We start from the raw sequence: 14,415 nt of genomic DNA, 5'->3' as shown, positions 1-14,415 counted from the left end.
ACTAAAATGAATGATTTTAACTTTTTTTCAACATTTGAAAAACAGAAACTGGCCCAGAAGAAAAAAATCAGAAGATCCTACGGAGCCATTCTCGGCGTAATTCTTGTTGTTGTACTGTTCTACGGCATTATGGGAGCAAGGATGCTCTATTGTTCTTACGCGATTAATAAAGGCGAGGCCTTTCTGAATGCTCCGGAAAACAAAGCGAAGCTGACAGACATTCAGGCCAAGAAAGCAGCAACCGAGAATTTAATCACCTATACGGTGCAAGTAAATCAGGCTAAACAAAAAATTACGCTGGCCACTAAAGTCAGCAGTGAATTCCTGAATACAATTCAAAAGACGATTCCGGCAGCAGTCAGCCTGAAATCTCTGGAAATCAAAGACTATCAAGTGATTTTGCAGGGCACTGTACCGGCATCGGCGACAGTGGCCGAGTTGGCCCATAACCTGGAGGCAACAGAACTTTTTTCCAGGGTGCAGGTACAGTTTATTCAGAGTGGTACAGAAACAGCCGCCTATGAATTTTCCATTCTGTGCGAATTGAAGGAGGTGGCTAAATAATGAAGCTGCAGAAACCAAACTTGCAGGGGAAAAAGATTGGGAGATTATCACTCGATGCCAAAATCACCGAGCGGGATAAAAAGCTGCTGATGGTTCTCGGGGTTGTGATTATCATCGCAATCAGCTACTATGTCCTTTACCTTCCGATGAGTGCCAGCCTTGAAAGTTTAACAGCCGATAAAGAAGTCATGAAACAAAAAGTAGCCGCAGCCAAAAGCGACCTGGAAAATGAACAAAGCATCGTCAAGGCCTATGAAACGCAATTAGCAAACGGAATGGAGGCTTCTGAATCCTTCTTCCCCGGCGTCTACCCGTATAAGGAGCAGTACGTGCTGCTCGTTGAGAAAATCGTGAAGGGAAGCGGCGCGACGTTGACGAATCTCGAGTTTTCTGACCCCGAAGTTAATGGGGTCGTGATGCCGGAGGACAACCGTTATCTGCTTCCGGCTTATTCCTTGCAGCAAGAAGCGAATACCATTAACCAGGCTTATAGTGACCAGCCGGCAAAAGAGATATCTTCTGCTGCAGGTACTTCTCAGAGTACCGCCACTACCGGTGAAGAGAAGACTTTACCTGCCGATGCGGTGCTCCGGTTACCTACAACAATTGAGTTTACAGGAAGCTACGCCCAGTACCGAACAGTCGTCACCAGCCTGGAAAAACTAAACCGGGCGATTGCGCTGGAAGCCGTCGAAGCCAAGGAAGATGAAAAAGGACTAAAATTCATACTGACTGTATCTTTCTATGCGGTGGAAAAAGTTGATAACGGCGAGGATCCATTCAACGCTTGGACGATTAAAGGCAGTTACGGAAAGTCGGATCCTTTCAATTAAGATAACAATGATTTCTTTCAATAATAGGAATACAAGGAGGGAGTCATGTGAAAAAAAAATCGGATGGTTATGCATTAGTGCTGACGATGGTTTTGCTGGTCGTTTTATCTTTGCTGGGGACTGCGATCCTGAGTATTGCTTACGGGGAAACCAAGATGGTTGCGAACCAGGTTGAGAATAAACGGGCCTACTATGCCGCACGTTCCGGAGCCGATGCCATGGCTTCATACATCATAGAACAAAGCAGCAATAATACGACAATTTCAGGAGTAGTCGATGATCTGATCTTTAAAATTGAGACATTACCTGGAACCGGAACGATCGGGACCGGGGCTACTATTAGTTCATTCCAAGTGAATGTCAGCCGGATACCCAGCGGACCATACAGAGGTGATTTGCTGTTAGAGTCCACAGGGACGACCGCCACTGGTACACTTCCGGTCAAGGTAAGTTTAACATTAAAGCAGGCTTTAAGGACAGTATTAGATACAACAATTTTTGCCAATGACAGTATGAGTTTAGGTAACAATATCACCGTCAATGGTGATATTGGGACAAATGCCGGTTCTATTACCTTTGGCAGGAACCCGGTTAATGGAAATGTAATTTTGGGACCGGATGCTACTCAGACATATTTAAATAACTCCGTAGATCCTATGTGTGGAACTCCGCAGAGACTTAATGAAAAAATTATATTTCCTAATACCAAGACGGACCTTTTTCCAACTGAAAATAATAATTCACAGCTAGGGACACCAAGACATGGCCATAATCCACCAACACCATATGTTGTCACCGCGACCCCAAGTGACCCAGGCAACCATGTACTTGCGACTGCGGTTACTGATTTGAGTGATATCATGGCCAATATAACATGGCCTGCAGGTGGGGGCGGAGAGCTTCACATATTGATATCGGATACAATTACTAATTTTACATTGGGGTCACAAGTCAACGTCCCTGATGGCAACACATTATATCTATATTATAATGGAACCAACCAAATTGCAGATAACAGCGGTAATTTTTCATATCAGCATCTGAGTATTTATGCTCCAAATGCCTCGTTCAATATAACAGGTGGTGGTAATGGTACTTTTCTAGGGAAAATGGTAATAGGAACATATGATGATACTTCTAACAGCCATGTAACATTAACAAATGACACAACGGTAGACCAGAACGATATCATTGGTGCTGAAACGTATCAAAGGGATGCTTGGCTTAAATAATGGCAATATAATAATTTATTAAGGAGGGATACCGCAATGCTTCGAAAAAAGGCCAAAGGATTTACGCTGATTGAGATCATTGTCGCTCTGGCGATCATCGGTGTGATGGGAGTGTCCCTTCTTACTGTTTTCACAATGGGCATACGGGTCATCGTCCAGGCCAGAGACCGCAATGATGCGTCATTCACAGCCCAGTCCCAGGTGGAGGTAGAGCTCAATACGATAAATGCAGCGCCTTCCACGATTACAATCACGATGCCCGATGCGACGACGATTTCGGCTAGTGGTACAGTAATGCCTGCCGAGAGTGCTACTGTGAACGGAAAAGAAGTTTCGATTGATTACTTCAAGCCCGGAAAATAAAAGAATTTAGACGACTAGGAGGGGAGCCCATGAAATTCAGCATAAAAACACAAAGGAAGAGCAAGGGCTTTACCTTGCTTGAAGTGATGGCTGTCACAGCAATCATGGCTTTGGTCGTGGCGATCATTTACCCGATGATCACATTCGGAACAACCGCTCTCCACAAGGGACAAGTAAATGCCGATAGGCAATACCAGGTGCGCATGGCTGCCGATTTTATCAGCAAGCAGATACGCTATGCCAATTCATTTACCTTCCTGACGAGTACGCCTACCGCTGCCACCGGCAGAAACGATATTTACCTGGATGCTTCAGGTTTCTTCCACTACAATAACAATGGAACGAGTGCCACTGCGCCCGGAGTTGATAGCACCCAAAAATTTATGATTTCTTTTGCAAACACAGGCAAATCAAATTCGGTCATTTTTACAATTAGGGATAAAGATGATGCCAATTATGATGTCACCACAGAAGTCATTCTGCTGAATTATCATAAAAGCACGTTTCCGACCGCCTCAGGCTCCTGTATCGGTTTCTCGTATACCTTGCCGTCTTCTTTGTAGGGCAGCCTACTCAGTTGATTTTAGTAAAGTAAATAGTCTGGATGATCATATCCTATGGAGAGTGTAGTATGGAAGAAACCGGACAAGTGAATCAAACGATCAATGAAGCAGCAGCCTACTACTATCAGCATAAAGATAAAGAATCAGCAGAAAAGGTGCTTGAAGCAGGCAAGGGACTGATCAAATATTTTGCAAGGCTCTACGGCGGAGGCTGCTGCGAGGACGATCTCTTTCAGGCTGGCAGTCTGGGTTTAATGAAAGCTTTGCGTAATTTTGACCCCGATAGGGAGACTAGATTTATGACGTTTGCTTCTCACTGTATCATGGGGGAGGTTCGTCATCTGGCGCGTAAAGAAGCATCTTTCTACCGTCCGGGTTGCATTGCTGAGCTTCAGGCCAAAGTAGAACATGAAGTTCAAAAATATATGAAAGAAAACGGCGATGTACCGGGTACAGATTATATTGCCAAAGAGCTAAAAATTAAGGAAGAAAGTGTTATCGAAGTTATGAGAGCGGGCTTTGTTAGTTTTGATGAGATTGATGCTTCAAGGATTCATAGTACAGCCTATGAGACATTTCACCTTCCGATTGAGGATAAACTTGCCCTTTACCATGCATTAAAAAAGCTAACGAATATCCAGCAAAAAGTGGTTCAAATGATTTTCATTAAAGATATGACACAGCAGCAGGTCGCTTCGCAGCTGGGAATCTCTCAGTGACAGGTAAGTAGGGTGAAGGATCGAAGTATAAAGATATTAAGGGAGAATATTAATAGAGACTAGAGAGCTGGTAATTAAAATTTGCTAGCTCTTTATCAGTAAGATAAAATAACAACATCCGGATATTTGATAACCTTTGCACTATTATGAAATCTTTAAAGAAGTATTCTTACCTAAGGATATGAAAAGAACTAGCAAAGTTCAATGCAAGTTCTTTTCTTTTATCAATACGTTGTTTGAAGTAGAGATCTGCTATAGGTATTCTACATAGCTATTCATGAATTATTTATTACCAAGTGATATTGAATTTCCCCGTAGCAGCCCGGGAAGCAGTATAAGCTGCTGTACCTATAGTTTTGTCATAGGTAAAGATAAAATGCTCACCTGAAACAGACCCGGATGAAATAGTCCCTGTAATATCTGAGCCAGCTAAGGTTAAAATATCAGCATCCGTAAACACGGTTGTAGAAGCAACGATACCATAAGTTTTCCCTCCCCCTAAAAGACCATCAGCTGCAGTGGCAATTTTCTTTGCCTCTAGCAAAACTTGAGTGCTTCTTGCTTTTTCCTGATAACCAGAAAAGCTTGGAATCACAGCTGCCGCAAGGATACCAATAATTGCAATAGCTAAAATCAGTTCAACAAGTGTGAAGCCGCGGTTTAGTTTTTTTTGTGGGGTTATAAGTAGTTGATTAGCGAGATTTTGGTGCATACTCTTTTCCCCTTAATATTATTCTGGATATTCACCAAACTATTATTAGACGAACAGGTTATCTTTTTATTCATCAAGAGTGAAATCACTTCGAAGAAAGTCATGATTAATTCAATTAACTGAAATATCGGATGTATAAGAGACAGGGAAATTGTTGTAACTTATGTTATTTTACAGTTAAATGTATGTATGTCCCAAGAAAAGAGCCAACAGGTTAATCTGTTAGCTCTTTGAATTAAATTATAATTTGCTATAAGACAAACCTACTAATAGGTAATGACAATTGAATAGTTATTGGCTGCATTTCTAGTTGCGGTAAATGTTTTAGTTGAACCAGTTACTGTTGTGACATAGACAAATCCAACATGTCCGCTACCTACAGCACCAACGGTGATATCAGCTGCGGCAATATCAGGTCCGGCTACTGCAACAATTTGAGCTGCTGTTGGTGCTGCTCCCAGCTCTACATAAAGACTGTCTGCGGCAGTGGCGATCTGTTTAGCTTCAACCATTACCTGTGTGCTGTGGGCTTTATCCTGGAATCCAGTAAACTGCGGAATCAACACAGCAGCCAAAATACCCAGAATCGCAATAACCACAATCAGCTCAATTAGTGTAAAGCCTTTGTTTTTCTTTTTCATTTGAAGACACATTTTCTTTAACATTTCTTTTTCCTCCAATTTTTTATTATCGTAATTTTTTGAGGTCGTCCTCAAGGTCTAGACGTTTGAATTATACCTGTGGATTTTCTTTTTAGACATCATTCTACATATTTTACAAAATACATACAATTAATTTACAATTAGTTTACAAATCAAAAAATCTATTGTCCTGGCAGGATTTGGGCAATATAATAGACCATAGATATAGAAGCATAGGGGGATATGAACAATGATTGCCATGATGACGCAGACAGATATAATGGTCTTAAGCGGAACATTGCTGCTGGTGCTGTTCATAGCACTAATATTTTACATAAAATACGATATAGTATGTCTTGATGGACTGGCCAAGGGCCTTAAACAGATAAGTAATGCGGATAAGAAGCTGCCTTCTGATCAAAAGGGCAGAATGGACACGCTGCTGGATATGGCCTCTAAAACAGGAAACCCGGTTTTAGAAACGCTTTGGAAAGAATATAACCGGGAATATGCAGATAGGCTTAAAGGTGAGATCTGTCCGGACATTCCGTATTACTTTAATGAAAACAATATGATCAATATCCCGTGCGGGCGGCAGATGATGGAGCGCGCAGGTTTGACTCTTTTTATTCTGGGTATTGCCGGGTCGCTGCTATATCCCTCTTTGTATTTTCTGGGTTTTGACGGGACGGTGACACCGGAAGGCATCATCAGGAGCCTTGGCATCCTGCTTTTGGAGCTCGCAGCGGTCTCCGTAATTGTCTTTCTGTTTAAAGTGGCCGATGCAGCCAGTCTAGAGAGAACTAGGAAAGGGCTATGGGAATATCAATACAAGCTTTCCGGATGGCTGAATCCGATCTCCGAACCTACTGAAATCAGTCTCTTAGTCGAGAGCCAGCGTCAAAACACCCTGGCTTTTCAGGAGGCGGTTCAGCGGCTTGAAAATAGATTGGATTCCTTTGAGACAGAGACAATGGCGCCGATGCTTGGAGATAAGTTCAGGGAAGCCATCGAACAGAATATTACGCCGGTATTAAAGCAGACTTCAGGCGTGTTGAGCGATCTTTCAGATGCGCTGATTACCAGGCAGGAAAACGGAATGAAGGAACTCGCGCAGACGTTTACCGAAAAAGTCACTGCGGTTACGGCCGACAGGCTGAATACGTTTACGGAAAAGACCACAGTGATTGCCGGGGCTCTGGAAACCGTTGTATCAGGTATGAGCAGGATCCAGGAAGCGACCGAACAAAACGCAAAATCCCAGGAAAAACTTTGTGTACAGTCTCTTGATGCACTGAATGAAGCCGGTAAAGTCCAGACACAGGTTTCAGAAGCATTGCGGGCCTCTCTGGACAGCGTCAGGGCGGCAGAAACAGTTGCTGCTGAGATGAGGGCGTATGCAGTTCAAGGTATGGATAAAGCCGATGCCATGGCGCTGCAGTCGCTGCAGCTGCTCGAAGGGAATATGGAGCAAGTGAAATCGGTCCAGAACGGGATTGCAGAGCTGACGGGTACCCTGCAGGGGCATATGGATCAATCCATCACCAGGATTTCCGAAACACTGACCGGCGCAGTCGAAAAATACGCGGAGATTTTTGCAGGGATCGAGGAATCAAGAAAACTGCACGGTGAGGAGACGGATGAGCGGATCGGGAAAATGATCGAGAGTCTTGACCTGCGCCTCTCGGATCTCAGTAGCCGGATCTTGAACTCCGGTGCACTGGCAATGGATAAACTGACCTCTTCCGTAACTGAGATCTCTGAATCCAGCAATCAGCTGCTGGAGCAAATCAATGAGAAGGCTTCCCAGATGTATGCGGAGATTACCGGCAAGCTGGATAATTCCAATATGCAGATTTCCGGATACCTAGCTCGGGCTGTTGCGGAATATGCGGAGGTCAGCAACAGAATGGAAGCGTCCCGTGAAAAATACAGTGAAGAACTGGATAACAGGCTTAGTCAATTAATCAAGGCAACCGATGAAAGGTTGGCGGGCTACACGGAGAATATCATGGGATCCCATACGCTGACAGCTCAAAAATTGACGGTAGTCGCGGAGGGTTTCTCGCTATCAAGCAGCAATTTATTGGAACAGATCAACGAACGCGCTTCCCAGCTGTTCAGTGATGTGGCAACCAAGCTGGAAAGCTCCAATCTGCAAATCTCCGGAGATCTTGTCAGGGCGGTTGAAGGATACACAGAAGTCAGCACCAAAATGGAAGAGTCCCGCGAAAAATATGGTTATGAGCTGGATGAAAGGCTCAGTCGGCTGATAGCGATAACCGATGAACGTTTGTCGGATTACAGTAACAGAATCATGGCCTCCAACCTGCAGACAACGGAAAAACTAGCTGATATGGCCGCGGAGGTATCGCTCGAAGGCAAAAATATGCTGGAAAAGGCAGGCCGTCAGGCGTCTGATCTTTATGGCGATTTGCTTAGCAGGATGGATAAGTCCATTGATTCCATGGGCGAAAATCTGGCAGTAAGTATGCGGGCTGCTATGGGTGAAAGCATAGAGATCGTGGAGAAGCTGGCAGTCAGGACTGCAGAAATGAAAGATCTGTATGACGACTACTTCACCCGGATCGCGGAGCAGTCTTCGAAGACCCTGGACGAGCTCGATTTCAGCATTCAGAAGACACTAGCCTCCTTCTCATCAGAAACGGCCGAGATCATCAGCAAAATTACGAACAACTCTTCCGGGGCACTGGAATTCTTTGATAAAGGGATTAAGGAACTGGTTGAAAATATGGACGAGAATTCCCGCAGTATCGGTCTCTACGCCAAAGAAATTAATATTGACGTGGCCGATCTGTCTGCAAATCTCAGGCTGTCCGTACAGGAATTTAATGAGCGGATTCAGGACGGGATCAACGGAACCTTTGCAGATTTTGACAAGGGTCTCGGGGAAGTAACTCTGAGGCTGGCCACCATCCTTGAAAGTATCAGAGATTCTGCAGAAGCGCTGCAGAGCGCTTTAAAAACAGGAACGAAGCAGTAAACAGGAGTAAAGTATGCAGAGGTTTACCCCGGAACGATTAAACAGCACAATGGATGTTCTGCGTGAGGCCGTTTTACTGCCGCACGAGTTTGCGGAGCGGGTCAGCCGGAATCCAGAGCCTGGAACATTTAAAGACGATTTCAGCAGATTCCAGGGCTCTCTGGAGAGCTATGCTTTTTCCCTGGGCAAAAGGGAACTTGAGGATTGTCTTGTCGCTTTGATACAGGATGACAGGCCGGAAATGAAGTCCGTGATTCTTCAGATCCTTAAACTGCGGATGAGTCCAAGGCTGATTGGCTTGATCTGGGCGCTCACTCAGTATTTTTGTGAGCTTCCGGAAATGAGAAAGGCTTCAAGGCTTGCAGCAAATTCTAGGGATTGCAGTGATGAGCTCCTGCATGAGTTGTTTGATCAGGAAAAGGATATTATTGAAGTTGCGGTCAATCTGATTCATCAAAATGAGGAAATGGTTTCCCTGATGATCTCGAGATACAGGTTGATTGCAGACAGTCCTTTCAGCAAAGGGGTGATCCGCAGGTTTTTTCAGTTTGGAAATGAGGAAAGCTTTCTTTTAAATGAGGATTATTTTTTAAAAATGATTGATGCGGATTCTGAACCGGATTTAGTGCCTGTGGTCATTAATTATCTTGATCAGCCTTGGACGCAGGCTCCTTCCAGGTCTATCAACCGGAAGCTGCTCCAAAGGTTTGGCCTACCGGAAGATGATAAGTCATCCCTATGGGCGAGTATCGATGTGGATCTGATTGCAAAATTCCGTCAGTGGGTTTTCCTGGACATGATGGAAGATTTCTTTGGCTCAGATAGCAGGAAATATCTGATTTACAGCAGGTATTATCAGGAACTGAAGCATATCGGGCTCTACCATGACGATCAGATCATGGTTCTTGATTTTGGACAATTCGGCATCTTAAATCTGAAAGAGATGGCCGAATATTCCTGGTTGATGGAAAAATCAACACTGGAAATGGAGCTTGAAACCCTGCAAGAAGGGGAAAAACTTCGCTTGATCCACAGGAAGACCGATATTGAGGCCAGAGATGTTATCATTGAAGAAAAAAGTTCAGATATTCTGGTTTTAAATCTTACCGGAGTTGGTAAGCTATATGTTGCGGAGCTAATGGGGGAACTGCTCCGCAGGGGCGAGGAGATCTGGCCGGTCAAGTTCAAGCATGCGATATCCCGCTTTCGGGAAAAGATCTATTAATAGATGATCTACCCATAGATGATATACTTAATTGTGAAAGAAACGCCCTGCCCGGAATATTTCTTATACTCCGAACAGGGCGCTTTATTTTATTGCTTTATAAACAAAATACTAACGATGGTGCTATTCGCGGCCAGTGAAGCACGATGCGAAAGCACCAGGCCGTAAGCCCCTATTTTAACTTAGAAAATATACGGCTGATCAAGATACTTCGAGAACAGTTCTGGATTCACACATCTCGATTTTGCTTCCTCGAGGGTTACCATCTTCCGCTTAACCAGATTCGCCAGAGAATAATCCATCGGGGCCATACCGACTTTGATGCCAGTCTGGATGACCGTATCAATCTGGTGGGTTTTACCTTCGCGGATCATATTCCGGACAGCGTCATTGACGATGAGAGCTTCCATCGCTGCAACACGTCCGGTACCCTCAAGAGTAGGCAGCAGCTGCTGGCAGATAATGCCCTGAAGAACAGATGCCAGCTGAACTTTAATTTGCTGCAGCTGATTCGGCGGAAAGACATCGATGATCCGGTCAATGGTAGTCGCTGCGGATGAAGTATGGAGTGTGGACAAGACCAGGTGGCCTGTTTCTGAAGCCATCAGGGCCGTGTTGATCGTCTCAAGGTCGCGCATTTCACCGACCAGGATAACATCGGGGTCTTCACGCAGTGCAGACCGTAAAGCATCTGCAAAGGTATGGGTATCGTCACCTATCTCACGCTGGTTTATCATACATTGATTATGGGCATGCAAATATTCGATCGGGTCTTCGATGGTAATGACGTGACTGTTGCGGTGCGTATTCATATGGCGCACCATGGCAGCAAGGGTAGTGGATTTACCGGAACCGGTCGGACCTGTGACCAGGATCAGACCTCTGGGTTTCATCGCGAGGTCTTTCAGGATATCGGGAAGTCCCAGTTCGTTTATGCTTGGAATATCAGGAACAATGACCCTGATCGCGGCTGCCATGCTTTTCCGCTGGCTGTAGACGTTAACCCTGAAACGGCTGATACCAGGGATCGTATAGGAAAAGTCAACTTCTCCCTTTTGCTGCAAACGGTTTTTCACGGGTTCATCCATCAGTTCGTCGACAAGCTCTTTGGTGTCCAACGGAGACAAATACTTGGCGTTTGCCATCGGAGTCAGGATACCATTGATTCTGAACATTGGGGGAAGGCCGGTTGTGATGTGGAGGTCAGAAGCTTTCAGTTCCAATGACATTAAAAGTAAGTCCCTGATATTTAGATTCATACAAACACTCCTCAACATAAATAGATTTGATCAGTCTATTCAATACTATAGGTTACTTTTAATAATTCTTCCGTGGTGGTGGTTCCGTCCAGAACCAGACGGGTACAGGTATCACGAAGCGAAATATAGCCAAAGCGGCCGGCAATATGTCTTATTTGATCAGGAGTTACACCCCGGTTAACCATCTCGCGGATATCCTTGTTGATCGGAATGATTTCATGGATGGCAGTTCTGCCGTGATAGCCTGTGTAATTACAGGCAGGACATCCAGTCCCTTTGTATAGCGGCTGGGGTTCTCGCAGTTTCAGCAGCATCATTTCCGCATGTTCCGGTCGGTATGAAGTTTTGCATTTCGTGCATATTTTACGGACAAGTCTCTGTGCCATCAGGCCGACAACAGCGGAAGAAACAAGATAAGATTCAATTCCCATATCGACAAGCCGGAGGATCGAGGAAGCTGCGTCGTTGGTGTGGATAGTGCTTAAGACCAGGTGGCCGGTGATGGCTGAACGGATCGCAATCTGGGCTGTCTCCGAATCACGGATCTCCCCAATCATGATAATGTCGGGGTCCTGACGCAAAATCGACCGCAGTCCTGAGGCAAAAGTCAGGCCGGCTTTGGTATTGACTTGAACCTGATTAATCCCATCCATCCGGTATTCAACAGGGTCTTCTACGGTGATGATATTGGCAGTTGGTTTATTCAATTCCCGCATGACTGCGTAAAGTGTCGTCGTTTTTCCGGAACCGGTGGGGCCGGAAACAAGGATGATCCCATTCGGACTTTTAATAATCCGGTCAAACAGCTCAAGATTTTCAGCAGTAAAGCCCAGCTCAGATTTGGTATATGTACTGTTTCTCATTCCAAGCACGCGGATAACAATCTTTTCTCCGTGGACAGTCGGAAGTATGGAAAGCCTGAGGTCGACGTTATTGCCGTCAATGCTGACTTCGATTCTGCCATCCTGGGGCAGGCGCTTCTCAGCAATATCCATTTGCCCCATGATCTTAATTCTGGTGACGATGGCCTGGTGAGCCGCTTTAGATGTTTTCATGGCTTCCTGAAGTTCTCCGTCTATCCGGTAGCGGATCCGCATTTCATTGTCAGACGGTTCAATATGAATGTCACTGGCATTGGTCTTGATCGCGTGCTGAATCACGGAATTAACCAGTCTTACGACAGGGGCATTCGTCACCTCATCGCCAAACTGATCGTCAATTCCCGAAAAGTCAACAAGGTCATACGTTTGTTTCAGTTCTTCAATCGCTTTTTCAGCGCTTTCCTTGCCATAATAGCGCTCGATCGCATTCATGATATCCGACGCGGTAGCCATGGCAGGCTTAATGTCAAGACGGGTGGCCCGTTTGACATCATCGATCGCATAAAAGTCCAGCGGGTCGACCATGGCAACGATCAGCACATTATTTTCCTTCTTGATCGGTATCAAGGAATGCTTTCTGACCATTCCTTCTGTAATCAGTCCCGTAGCAAGAGGATCAATCGGAGTTTCACCTAGATCATAGTATGGAATATGATATTGAAATTCCAGTACTCTGAGTAGCTGTTTTTCTGTAATGGATTTCATTTCAATCAGGATCTCGCCCAGTTTTTTAGAGGTTTTGGACTGCATCTCCAAGGCATCTTCGAGCTGCTTAGTAGTAATCACCTCTGATTCAACTAAAAGCTGTCCCAATTTCCGCATCGTTTCCGGCATATTTTTTCTCCAATTGCAAAATTATTGTTTATATTTTGGCTATTCTCATTTATTGTATTATAGTGTAAATAAAAAAGAAAGAAGAATTACTAATATTTACAAATCCTGTGAATTTGGATACTCTTGAGGAAAGAAAGGTCAAAGGAGTGTTTGGATGGAAACGTTTTTTATGGAACATATTTGGCTGACCTATTTGGGTTTATTTATCGTCGGGATTGCTGCCGGAAGATTTTTGAAAATATTAATTAGAAGAAACATGGATGAGGAACACAGAAATTTCCCATCCAAACCGGTCGTGGAAATCCTGAATGCGCTGCTGTACTGCGCTGTATTCTGGAAGTATGGTTTTTCTGTGGAGACACTGGGTTTTATAATTCTTGGTTCCATCCTTTTGCTGATTGCTTTCGTCGATTTTAAGACTATGTTGATCCCCAACTGGACTGTCCTCTTGATTCTGGTTCTGGGCATTCTGTTTGCCTTCTTCAATCGGGATGTCTCCTGGCTGGAGAGGCTGATTGGCTTCTTTGGAGCTGGATTGGGTTTGCTGCTGATCTATATATTATCGAGAGGCGGCATAGGTGGCGGAGATATCAAGCTGATGGCCGCAGCAGGCTTTTTTCTGGGCTGGAAACTAACGCTTTGGGCAATGCTTGTCGGGTCAATCATCGGCGGAGTCTTCGGGGTGATTATTCTGGCCAGCGGCAAAGGACAATTAAAGACTGCGATTCCATATGGACCATTTTTAGTAATAGGTATCATAGGAAGCATTCTTTTTGGCAATGAAATGATTTTGTGGTATTGGAGTTTATTAATACGCTAAATCGTTTTATTATTTTTTAGATTAGATGTATTGTATTTTTGCCGCAAATAATAAGAAAATGCGTAAAATAACAGGCAATAAATTCTTTTGAAAGAATCATGTGATTTGCTGTGTCAATAGTCTGCGATAATGTCACCCTGATAGGGTGATAACTGTGCAGCAGAAATGTCATCCCTAAGTTTCTTGGAATAGAAAATTTCGGTATAGCCAAACCAAGGGGAATTAGTTTTGTTTTTAGGTTTAATTAAAGTCTCAGAAGGTAGGCAATTAGTAGAGTTGTCCGGCTGAGAGATATGTATTATACTTTCCTTAGGCTGAGTATTAAGCGGTTCTGGTTTAATCACAAGGCCCTTGAAAAGAACCTGCATTCCGATATGTTTACTGGTTGCTACAGTAATCGTGTCATGAGGGGATGCAGGGATTTCTTTATTATCCTTAGAAATTGGCAACCGGTATTTCTGACCTCTATAAGAAAAGGAAAGGCCTGAATCAAGCTTTCTTGTTTCATGTATAGCAAAGGTTAACTGAAATGCAGCCAAATCCTGTTTGGGCAAATAGGCCTTTTCCATGCTGGCAGCCTGGACGGAGAATTTGCGGTTGTAATAGGGAATATATTGCCTCAGGAATTCATTAGCCTGTTCAATTGAATTAATGCCTTTACGCTTCATATCTTTAGGCAAACGATCCTGCAAAGTTTCCCAGAGCCTTTCAATCCCCCCTTTAGCTTGTGCAGACTTGGCAATGATAAGTAGAATTTTGGTTTCT

14 protein-coding genes (1 of these 14 running past the window's edge) are annotated in these 14,415 nt (G+C 44.3%); 9 read left to right on the top strand and 5 right to left on the bottom strand.

Annotated features, from left to right (window positions below; all coding sequences use genetic code 11):
• The first annotated feature begins 6 nt into the window (after positions 1 to 6).
• From DHBDCA_RS10040 to DHBDCA_RS10015, 6 genes are all read left to right on the top strand, one after another.
• Entirely contained in the window at positions 7 to 564 is a 558-nt protein-coding gene (locus DHBDCA_RS10040; RefSeq protein ID WP_015044093.1) for a PilN domain-containing protein, read from the top strand.
• Positions 564 to 1,397: a type 4a pilus biogenesis protein PilO gene (locus DHBDCA_RS10035; protein WP_015044092.1), complete on the top strand. Its 834-nt coding sequence runs from the start codon at positions 564 to 566 to the stop codon at positions 1,395 to 1,397. The genes DHBDCA_RS10040 and DHBDCA_RS10035 overlap by 1 nt, the downstream gene beginning before the upstream one ends.
• A 47-nt stretch (positions 1,398 to 1,444) precedes the next feature.
• On the top strand, positions 1,445 to 2,629 hold the full coding sequence (locus DHBDCA_RS10030) for a PilX N-terminal domain-containing pilus assembly protein (RefSeq protein ID WP_015044091.1): 1,185 nt from the start codon (positions 1,445 to 1,447) through the stop codon (positions 2,627 to 2,629).
• A gap of 36 nt (positions 2,630 to 2,665) precedes the next feature.
• Positions 2,666 to 2,992, top strand: coding sequence for a type II secretion system protein (locus DHBDCA_RS10025; RefSeq protein ID WP_015044090.1), 327 nt, complete (start codon positions 2,666 to 2,668; stop codon positions 2,990 to 2,992).
• Positions 2,993 to 3,021: 29 nt separating this feature from the next.
• Positions 3,022 to 3,555: a PulJ/GspJ family protein gene (locus tag DHBDCA_RS10020; RefSeq protein WP_015044089.1), complete on the top strand. Its 534-nt coding sequence runs from the start codon at positions 3,022 to 3,024 to the stop codon at positions 3,553 to 3,555.
• Positions 3,556 to 3,623: 68 nt separating this feature from the next.
• Complete coding sequence (locus DHBDCA_RS10015; RefSeq protein ID WP_015044088.1) at positions 3,624 to 4,274, top strand: sigma-70 family RNA polymerase sigma factor; 651 nt, start codon at positions 3,624 to 3,626, stop codon at positions 4,272 to 4,274.
• A gap of 289 nt (positions 4,275 to 4,563) precedes the next feature.
• Here DHBDCA_RS10015 and DHBDCA_RS10010 read toward each other — a convergent pair whose 3' ends face one another.
• Together DHBDCA_RS10010 and DHBDCA_RS15925 are read right to left on the bottom strand one after the other, a co-directional pair.
• Positions 4,564 to 4,986 carry a prepilin-type N-terminal cleavage/methylation domain-containing protein gene (locus DHBDCA_RS10010; RefSeq protein WP_015044087.1) on the bottom strand — a complete coding sequence of 141 codons (423 nt, stop codon included), beginning with the start codon at positions 4,984 to 4,986 and terminating at the stop codon, positions 4,564 to 4,566.
• A 266-nt stretch (positions 4,987 to 5,252) separates the two neighbouring features.
• Positions 5,253 to 5,651: a type IV pilin protein gene (locus DHBDCA_RS15925; RefSeq protein ID WP_015044086.1), complete on the bottom strand. Its 399-nt coding sequence runs from the start codon at positions 5,649 to 5,651 to the stop codon at positions 5,253 to 5,255.
• 226 nt (positions 5,652 to 5,877) lie between these two features.
• Between DHBDCA_RS15925 and DHBDCA_RS10000 the strand changes: the two genes are divergently transcribed.
• Both DHBDCA_RS10000 and DHBDCA_RS09995 read left to right on the top strand, forming a co-directional pair.
• Positions 5,878 to 8,631, top strand: coding sequence for a methyl-accepting chemotaxis protein (locus tag DHBDCA_RS10000; RefSeq protein WP_015044085.1), 2,754 nt, complete (start codon positions 5,878 to 5,880; stop codon positions 8,629 to 8,631).
• Positions 8,632 to 8,644: 13 nt separating this feature from the next.
• Positions 8,645 to 9,856 carry a hypothetical protein gene (locus DHBDCA_RS09995; RefSeq protein WP_015044084.1) on the top strand — a complete coding sequence of 404 codons (1,212 nt, stop codon included), beginning with the start codon at positions 8,645 to 8,647 and terminating at the stop codon, positions 9,854 to 9,856.
• Between the two features lie 182 nt (positions 9,857 to 10,038).
• Here the strand turns inward: DHBDCA_RS09995 and DHBDCA_RS09990 are convergent, their stop codons facing one another.
• Together DHBDCA_RS09990 and DHBDCA_RS09985 are read right to left on the bottom strand one after the other, a co-directional pair.
• Positions 10,039 to 11,115, bottom strand: coding sequence for a type IV pilus twitching motility protein PilT (locus DHBDCA_RS09990; RefSeq protein ID WP_015044083.1), 1,077 nt, complete (start codon positions 11,113 to 11,115; stop codon positions 10,039 to 10,041).
• A 35-nt stretch (positions 11,116 to 11,150) separates the two neighbouring features.
• A complete protein-coding gene (locus DHBDCA_RS09985; RefSeq protein WP_015044082.1) occupies positions 11,151 to 12,830 on the bottom strand; it encodes a GspE/PulE family protein in 1,680 nt (559 codons plus the stop codon).
• Positions 12,831 to 12,984: 154 nt separating this feature from the next.
• On the opposite strand from DHBDCA_RS09985, the gene DHBDCA_RS09980 reads away from it, so the two are divergent.
• Positions 12,985 to 13,650 carry a prepilin peptidase gene (locus DHBDCA_RS09980; protein ID WP_015044081.1) on the top strand — a complete coding sequence of 222 codons (666 nt, stop codon included), beginning with the start codon at positions 12,985 to 12,987 and terminating at the stop codon, positions 13,648 to 13,650.
• Between the two features lie 113 nt (positions 13,651 to 13,763).
• On the opposite strand, the gene DHBDCA_RS09975 is transcribed toward DHBDCA_RS09980, so the two are convergent.
• A protein-coding gene (locus tag DHBDCA_RS09975; RefSeq protein ID WP_242824890.1) for an ISNCY family transposase crosses the window boundary here: on the bottom strand, positions 13,764 to 14,415 show its end. It continues 725 nt past the right edge of the window; only the last 652 of its 1,377 coding nucleotides appear in the window; its start codon lies off the right edge, out of view; its stop codon occupies positions 13,764 to 13,766.

This window comes from Dehalobacter sp. DCA, assembly GCF_000305775.1.
Classification (GTDB): Bacteria; Bacillota; Desulfitobacteriia; order Desulfitobacteriales; family Syntrophobotulaceae; genus Dehalobacter; species Dehalobacter alkaniphilus.
This window is presented reverse-complemented; position numbering and strand designations above follow the sequence as displayed.